The sequence below is a fragment of the Tangfeifania sp. genome, assembly GCF_055108615.1.
In genome coordinates, this window is the sequence record NZ_JBSQIC010000049.1 from 19,469 (window position 1) to 27,084 (window position 7,616).

8 protein-coding genes are annotated in these 7,616 nt (G+C 41.1%); 5 read left to right on the forward strand and 3 right to left on the reverse strand.

Going from position 1 to position 7,616, the window contains the following annotated elements; genetic code table 11:
* Position 1: 1 nt before the first annotated feature.
* The 3 genes from ACTCNA_RS11350 to ACTCNA_RS11360 form a co-directional block, all read right to left on the reverse strand.
* Entirely contained in the window at positions 2-2,497 is a 2,496-nt protein-coding gene (locus ACTCNA_RS11350; protein ID WP_462948031.1) for an endonuclease MutS2, read from the reverse strand.
* A 261-nt stretch (positions 2,498-2,758) separates the two neighbouring features.
* Positions 2,759-4,066, reverse strand: coding sequence for an alanine/glycine:cation symporter family protein (locus ACTCNA_RS11355; RefSeq protein ID WP_462948032.1), 1,308 nt, complete (start codon positions 4,064-4,066; stop codon positions 2,759-2,761).
* On the reverse strand, positions 4,015-4,470 hold the full coding sequence (locus tag ACTCNA_RS11360; RefSeq protein ID WP_462948033.1) for an alanine:cation symporter family protein: 456 nt from the start codon (positions 4,468-4,470) through the stop codon (positions 4,015-4,017). Before ACTCNA_RS11360 ends, ACTCNA_RS11355 begins: the two co-directional genes overlap by 52 nt.
* Positions 4,471-4,575: 105 nt before the next feature.
* On the opposite strand from ACTCNA_RS11360, the gene ACTCNA_RS11365 reads away from it, so the two are divergent.
* The 5 genes from ACTCNA_RS11365 to ACTCNA_RS11385 form a co-directional block, all read left to right on the forward strand.
* Positions 4,576-4,824: a hypothetical protein gene (locus ACTCNA_RS11365; protein WP_462948034.1), complete on the forward strand. Its 249-nt coding sequence runs from the start codon at positions 4,576-4,578 to the stop codon at positions 4,822-4,824.
* Positions 4,825-5,485: 661 nt separating this feature from the next.
* Positions 5,486-5,974 (forward strand): hypothetical protein, encoded by a 489-nt coding sequence (locus ACTCNA_RS11370; protein ID WP_462948035.1) that lies wholly within the window; start codon positions 5,486-5,488, stop codon positions 5,972-5,974.
* A gap of 5 nt (positions 5,975-5,979) precedes the next feature.
* On the forward strand, positions 5,980-6,345 hold the full coding sequence (locus ACTCNA_RS11375) for a hypothetical protein (protein WP_462948036.1): 366 nt from the start codon (positions 5,980-5,982) through the stop codon (positions 6,343-6,345).
* 241 nt (positions 6,346-6,586) lie between these two features.
* A complete protein-coding gene (locus tag ACTCNA_RS11380; RefSeq protein ID WP_462948037.1) occupies positions 6,587-6,841 on the forward strand; it encodes a S8 family serine peptidase in 255 nt (84 codons plus the stop codon).
* Between the two features lie 467 nt (positions 6,842-7,308).
* A partial coding sequence (locus tag ACTCNA_RS11385; RefSeq protein WP_462948038.1) for a hypothetical protein occupies positions 7,309-7,616 on the forward strand: 308 nt, incomplete at its 3' end.

Here is a 7,616-nt window from a genome sequence, read left to right on the forward strand (position 1 = left end):
ATTATAATGCCAGATTTACCACTGTTATTCCTGCGCCGCCAAAATCCACATGCTCGTCTTTAAAACTGCGAACCATTGGTTCCGAGCGAAGATAATTCCGGATGGTTTCTTTCAGAATACCTGTGCCTTTCCCATGAAGAATATGCAATTGTGAAACCTCGAACATTATAGCCTCGTCGATAAATTCCTGAATGTTCTGAATGGCTTCCTCGGCCCGCTGCCCGCGAATATCGATTTCGGGTTTAAAACTCAGCCGCCGTTCCATCAGGTTGCTCCCGGCTAAACGCGAACCTCCCTGTTTTTGTCCTTTCTCCAGCTTTTTTGCCTCATTGCTACTCAACCGTTCCACTTGTTTGCGGGGGAGTGTGGTAATCATCTGCCCGAATGCCACCACTGCATTTTTTTCGCTTAGTTCAATCAGTTCGCCGGCGGTATCTTGTCCTTTTATCCTGACTTTGTCGCCGGGTTTTAATTCCACCCGTTTTTCCAGTTGCTTTTCCGGAATTTCTTTTTTCGATTCTTCGGGACGGCGTTGGTTGCGTTTTTTTTCCCTGCGGCGGAGTTTTTCCATTTTGGCCGCAATCCGGCTGTCCGTTTCATCCGGTTTTTTTGAAACTTCTTTTTTTAGTTCGCCCAGTTTCTCACGTGCTTGTTTTGTTTTTTCTTTTTCGGCCTGCGCTTTTTTTATCTCCTGGATGGTGTTTTCAATTCGTTTGTTTACACTGGCCAGCAGCGCATCGGCTTCTTCGTGCGCTTTTTTCATGATTTCTTTGCGCTGCTTCTGGGTTTCTTTCAGCTCTTCCTCGTAATTTGCGGCCATGTCATCCAGGATTTTTTCTACCTTCCTGATTTTTTGCCGCTTAGTTTCCCAATAGCGTTTGTCGCGGTTTATTTTGCGAAGATTCCGATCAAAATCGATGTGTTTTTTACCCACTTTATTGGTGGCGGTTTCCAGGATTTCCTCCGGCAGACCTATTTTCCGGGCAATTTCAAAAGCAAACGAACTTCCCGGTTTCCCGATTTCCAGTTTAAAAAGCGGGTTCATGTGTTGCGAATCGTAAAGCATGGCACCGTTTACAATTCCTTCGCTGGCCGATGCAAGGTGTTTCAGGTTGGTGTAGTGCGTGGTAATTACGCCAAAAGTGCGCAGGCGGTTCAGTTCGCCCAGAATCGATTCGGCAATGGCACCGCCCAGCATCGGTTCAGTTCCCGAGCCAAACTCATCGATGAGAATCAACGTTTTTTCGTTACAGTTTTTCACAAAATATTTCATGTTCATCAGGTGAGAACTGTAAGTACTCAGGTCGTTTTCAAGTGACTGCTCATCGCCAATGTCGATAAAAAGCCGGCTGAAAATCCCGGTTTTGCTGCCTTCCTGCAACGGAATCAGTAACCCACACTGCAACATGTATTGCAGCAACCCGACGGTTTTCAGGCAAACCGATTTTCCCCCGGCATTCGGTCCTGAAATGAGCAGGATGTGGTTTGGTGTATCGAGTTGAATATCCAGCGGCACAATTTTGCGGTTCTCTTTTTTTAGCGCTTTTTGCAAGAGTGGGTGCACTGCCTGCTGCCACTGAATAATGGTAGTGTCTTCTATTTCAGGGCGGATGGCATCGAACTCAACTGCCAGCAATCCTTTGGCGCGGATAAAATCGATTTCTCCAAGGAATTCGTAGGAGTAAAACAAATCGTCGAGGTAGGGTCGGATGTCGTTGGAGAAATCGTTTAGGATACGCACCACTTCCCGCCGCTCGGCATATTCCAGTTCACGGATTTCATTGTTCATCTCCACGATTTCGTTGGGCTCCACATACGATGTTTTACCGGTGCCCGACTCGTCGTAAACAATCCCTTTTATTTTGCGTTTGTTCGATGCCAGAACCGGAATCACCGCCCGCCCGTCGCGGATGGAAACCGATGCATCTTCGTCCACCAGCCCGTCTTTCTGGGCTTGTTTTAAAATGGCATGCAATCGTTTCGACATGTTTGACTGCAACGATAAAATACTTTTACGGATTTGCGCCAGTTCGGGCGACGCATTGTCGCGTATTTTTCCGAATTTATTGATAATGGCATCGATGCGATCATAGATGTAGGGAAAAACCTGAACCCGATCGGTTTTCTTTTTCAGCAGCGGGAATACTTCTTCTTCCTGCTTTTTAAAAAACTGCACGATGGCACGTACCGCCTCAAGTGAGCGTTTCAAATCGAACAGTTCAGCAGGTTCCAGAAGACGACCTTCCAATCTAATTTTCTGAAGTGCCGGGCGCAGGTCGTAAAAATGGTTGGCCGGGAAGTTTTCTGTTTCGCGGATGATCCGCACAAATTCACTGACTTCCCCAAGTTGTTTTGTAACTGTTTCAAATTCATCCTGAAATTGCATGTCATGCACCCATTCGATTCCCATAGTGCTGAGGCACTTATTGCGCAGCATCTCTCGAATGCGATCGAATCCAATCTTTTCTTCAAAATGTTCAGGATAAATTTTTTGCATGGCCTTTTAAAATTTCAGCGCAAAAATAGGAAAAGAAGTTTAAAGTTAGTCATCATTCTTTTAGTCTGTCCTTCCAATTTTTCGGATTTTGATGGGTACAAAAAACACCTTTTATACATATTTCGTATTTGTCTTTCCAGACCTCATAATGAATCATATAAGGAAATTTCTTAACTGGCAGGCAACGAATGTTATCATAACGAATAACAAATGAGTGATGGTATTTTTTAACAGGTTTATTTGTTTTTTGATTGCTAAAAATTAAAGTCCTCCCGAGTTTTTCCCGGGGAAATGTTCGTGCCACTCATTCCAGAAAAGTTTCACTTCAGATTTCATCTCTTTGTGCAACGACAGAATTCCAATCAGGTTGGGAATGGTCATCAGTGCAATTGTGATTCCGGAGAGCGTCCACACGATGGTGGTATCAGTAAACGATGCGAGGAAAAATCTGATGACATAAATAATGCGGTAGTAAATTACGCCTTTGATTCCAAACAAATAGGTAACTGCCCTGCCGCCGTAATACGACCAGCTGATGGCTGTTGAAAACGCGAACATTAGCAGGCCTATGGAGACAATGTATTTTCCGTATTCGCCAAACCAACTGCGGGTAAAAGCAATGGTGGTTAAGGGTGCACTGTGCATCAGCGATTTCCCTGTAAAAGTGATATTTTGGCCCGGTGCCAGGTTTCCGTTAATCATTTCAACCGTACCCGTATAGAGCTCGTTATTCGCCCAAACTTTCACACCTTCAGCCACAGAGCGGGCATGAAGAATAGTTGGCTGGTTTTGGATTTCTCCTTCAGAAACAGACAGCGTACCGTTAAACAGTGGCAAATCTTCTCTTTCAAGCAGGAAGTCGGCAAGTTGCTGTTTTTCGGCTACGTTGGTTTCCGAATAGTCTCCTTCGAGTACAATCAAATCTGCCGACTGGAACTGGTTCTCAATTTTTTCAGTCCACACACCCGATGATAAAATTACCAGGCCGGTGAGCGTACAAATAATAATGGTATCGATAAAAGGTTCAAGCAGCGCTACCAGTCCTTCGGAAACCGGCTCGTGAGCGCGGGCCGCGGCGTGGGCGATCGGAGCCGACCCCTGGCCTGCTTCATTGGAGAATAATCCGCGGTTCACCCCCCGGTTAAAAGCAAAGGCAATGCTGCCGCCCAGGAATCCTCCGGCTGCTGCTGACCCGGTGAATACATCGCCAATAATAGCTGCAATGGAAGGGATTATGTTTTCATAATTGTAGGCGATTACTGCAACGGCCCCGATAAAATACACCACGGCCATAATCGGCACGAGTCGTGAAGTAACTTTTGCAATCCGCTTGATTCCTCCCAAAATTACCATTGCCAGAAAAACCGAAAGCACCGCGCCTGTGAGTATATGGTTCAACCCAAACGTTTCGAACATGGAGTTGGCAATGCTGTTGATTTGCGGCAGGTTCCCGGTGCCAAACGACGAAAGAATGGTAGCCACGGCAAAGATTGCTCCCAGCCATTTCCCGGTGTTTATTACCTTTTTATTTTTAAGTTGAATGTTGAGGCGTTTGCGCATGTAATACATCGGGCCGCCTGCAATGGAGCCATCTTCAGCTTTTCGCGGTATTTGTGTGAAAGGGTAACTTCCACAAACTTGGTGGTCATACCCACGGCTGCGGTCACCAACATCCAAAATAGCGCTGCCGGTCCGCCGAGGTGAATGGCGAGTGCCACTCCGGCAATGTTTCCGGTACCCACCGTTCCCGAGAGGGCAGTGGTTAATGCCTGAAAATGTGAGGTATCTCCTTCGTCTCCTTCTTTATCGAATTTTCCGCGGACAATCCTGAACGAGTGCCGCAGGTAGCGGAATTGCGGGAATTTCAAATAAATGGTGAAAAACAATCCGGTTCCGAGCAATAAAAAAACGAACCATTGCGATCCGCCTATAAATCCGTCGATAACAGAGAGAAAATCATTGATTTGATTCATTACAGGTTATGGTTTATTGGTGCTAAAATAGCAATTGATCTAATGAATTATTCTGTTTCATAAAAAGATTTTTCATAAATTAGTTCCAAATTTAAAGAACAAGCCATGTTACCAAGATTTTTATTAGCCGACAATTCTCAGGAAACACCCGACACCATTTTTGTAGTTCACACCAAATCGCCCCGTTTTATTGTGGAGGCCGACATCGACGATTTCTGGAGCAATCAGGTCATTCACTGGATTGACGGGGAACCCGGCGATGAAGACACTGTTGGGCAACTGATTGAAGAAGCAGAAGAGTTCCTGGAAAAAGAGTTTGAAAACGAAGAGTTTCTCGACGAGGAAGAAGATTAATTAATATTTATTTTCAGTTATTAACGTGTTGTTGTTTTTCATTCGTAACCCAATTTTATCAAAAGAAAATTTATTCGCCTGTTTAATAATTCAGGCAGAAATAAGTGAGTTAACTTATTAATTTAGGCCTAAATAATTAATTTCGGTTGAATTTAAGTGGAACCCGAAAAAGAAATCCAAAATATCAAATAGTTTTAATGAGACCTATCCGGTTGAAAGTTATCAGATTATTAATTTTGATAACCTAAACTTTTTCTGTTAATCATCTGCTTACATAAATCCTGAAAAACCCTGCTGCAAAAAATTCAGTTTCAGGGTTACCTTTTGCCTCTTTTCTGAACATATATACAGAAACACAATACCAATAATTTAAAAAAACAGGAGGCACGCAACCAAATTTTAACTTTTAGCATCTTATCAAACAAAACATTAATTTTTAAAACCAATAGTATGATGAAACACGGCCCATAACCGCCATTAAAACCCACATTCCCCGGAAAGCCACAAGGTGGGTTCACTATGGAAAGATGCCCACTAAAGGCTAATAAACCGACCCGATTCGCTCTTATGCAGGGTAACTCCGGTTACCTCGAATACGAAAATCCATTTGAGCCATAACTCGCAGCTCACGGCTCAAAGCTCATAGCTAAAAAGAAAAAATATGAAACTAAAAGTTTTAAAAATCAGCGCGATTATCTTGCTCTATAGTTTATTAGGAGCAGGATGCGAAAAAAATGAAGACGAATGGACAACAATTGAGTCTTTAACTCCAGATATATCAATAAAAACTCAATTTGATTTGATATTTTCCGATGATAATGAATGCCTAATTGGTTTTCAAACAGATACTGTTTATGATATTTTTTACAGTCAAGCAGAATTAGAAAAGATTGATACATGTAATATTGTTCCTATTGTTGATTTTGAAAAGTATTCACTAATCGCAGGAAAGGTTATGGTGCCGGGCATGATATCAAATATTTCTGACATTACTTTAACTTACTGTGATTCAAAAAATAGTTATAAGTTGGAAGTATTTATAGATGAATGTGAAGAATGTTATGATGCTATTGGTTACCTTTTTTTTTGGAGACTTTATCCCAAAGTAAAAACAGAATATAATTTTAATGTATTTATTGGCAAAAATTAAGTGATATGAAAATAAAAAAATTGAAACGGATTACCCTTTTCCTGCTCCTGTTGCCACTATATATGTTTATGTTCGGAGCGGGATGTGAAGATGAAGAACGAGACCCACTTTGCTACCAAGGGAAAGTGGTAAACCTTAATAAGGGAGATGGTTGCCAGAATATTATAACAATTACACAGACTGCTGAAAACGGTGAACTTGCTACAAACGCTACAATATCGTTTAATCCGGATTTATATAAAGGGACACTAGAGGTAGGCGATATTGTCTATTTTAAAATTATTGAATATGAAGAATTCGGAACTCATATTTCAACCCAACCTTGTGCCTTTCCACAGTTTGCAGCATCTGTTGAATTTTGCAATAATTAAAAATTGAAATTATGAAAAAGTTTTTTATAACATTAATTATCGTTATAGTCTCTACCACTTTATTTTCCCAATCTTTCTAAAAATATCAGGGAAAGAAAATTGATTTAAGAGAAGATAGTACCTTTTGTTATACAAATAGATAAGCAGCAATTGGCTGAAAAACAAAATTCTATTCTTAAAGAACAACTCCAAAAAGGGGAGATTGATTTTTTTCAAAAGATGCCAAATAACCGTTTTTTAATTGTTGGCCCTAAACGGCAACTCATCTATTACGGTTGCTGTAATTGATGCCGGTGTTGACAGGGATCATGAAGACATGGGAGCCCGTGTTTTGGAAGGTTTTACCATAGGGAATGCTACCGGAGATGGAAAAAATGCTAACTCTTTGGATTCTAAATACCATGGCATGGCCTGTGCAGGGATTGTAGCTGCATCTAACGTTCGTGTAAAATACAAAGACCAGGTATTAACCGGAAAACTTATTGTGAAAAGATAAAAATTAATATCACAAGTGAATAAAACCTTCAAAGTTTGCGAAACCTTGAAGGTTTAAACAAAAACAAATATCATAAGGCTGCTTGCATAAATCAGGAAAACTCCCTGCTGCAGAACATTCATTTTCAGGGTTACCTTTTACAATCTTTGGGAATATACAGGTAGAAACAGGATTCCAATTTTAGCAACTCATAAAAACAGTAAATAACTACGCAACCAAATATCGACTTTAAGCATCTTAACAAACAAAGCATTAACTTTTAAAACCAATACTATGATGAAACACGGCCCATAATCCACTTTCCCCGGAAAACCACAAGGTGGATTCGTTCCGGGAAGGATGCCAAGTAAAGGCATGTAAAATCACTCCTAATTGCTCTCATACTGATAACTCCCAGTTATCTTAAATTTGAAATAAAGCTATTCTAGCTTACTTTTTTAGTTATCAAAACGTAAAAACCAAAAACGATGCATTCTAAAATTTTAAACCTTTTTTTCTTAAAACGATTTTTTGTTATATTACTTTTTTTTCCTCTCATTTTAACCGCACAAACAGAAGAAGTTACATGGAATTATCCGGTACATCCCGGAACAGATGAATGGAAACAACTCGACTCTTTCTCAGAAAGACTAGATGCTTTTAATATTCCAGACAGTATTTTAACAGAGATCACCACTGAAAACCTCGTAAAGACTGGCCTTAAATATCCCTGGTGGATTTTAATTACCAGCCGCGACAATAACCAGGCTGGGTACGATTATTTAAAATCAGTGTT

Coding starts and splice junctions, on each gene's coding strand:
- ACTCNA_RS11350 (WP_462948031.1), bottom strand. CDS start 2,497: ATGCAAAAAATTTATCCTGAACATTTTGAAGAAAAGATTGGATTCGAT.
- ACTCNA_RS11355 (WP_462948032.1), bottom strand. CDS start 4,066: ATGTATTACATGCGCAAACGCCTCAACATTCAACTTAAAAATAAAAAG.
- ACTCNA_RS11360 (WP_462948033.1), bottom strand. CDS start 4,470: ATGAATCAAATCAATGATTTTCTCTCTGTTATCGACGGATTTATAGGC.
- ACTCNA_RS11365 (WP_462948034.1), top strand. CDS start 4,576: ATGTTACCAAGATTTTTATTAGCCGACAATTCTCAGGAAACACCCGAC.
- ACTCNA_RS11370 (WP_462948035.1), top strand. CDS start 5,486: ATGAAACTAAAAGTTTTAAAAATCAGCGCGATTATCTTGCTCTATAGT.
- ACTCNA_RS11375 (WP_462948036.1), top strand. CDS start 5,980: ATGAAAATAAAAAAATTGAAACGGATTACCCTTTTCCTGCTCCTGTTG.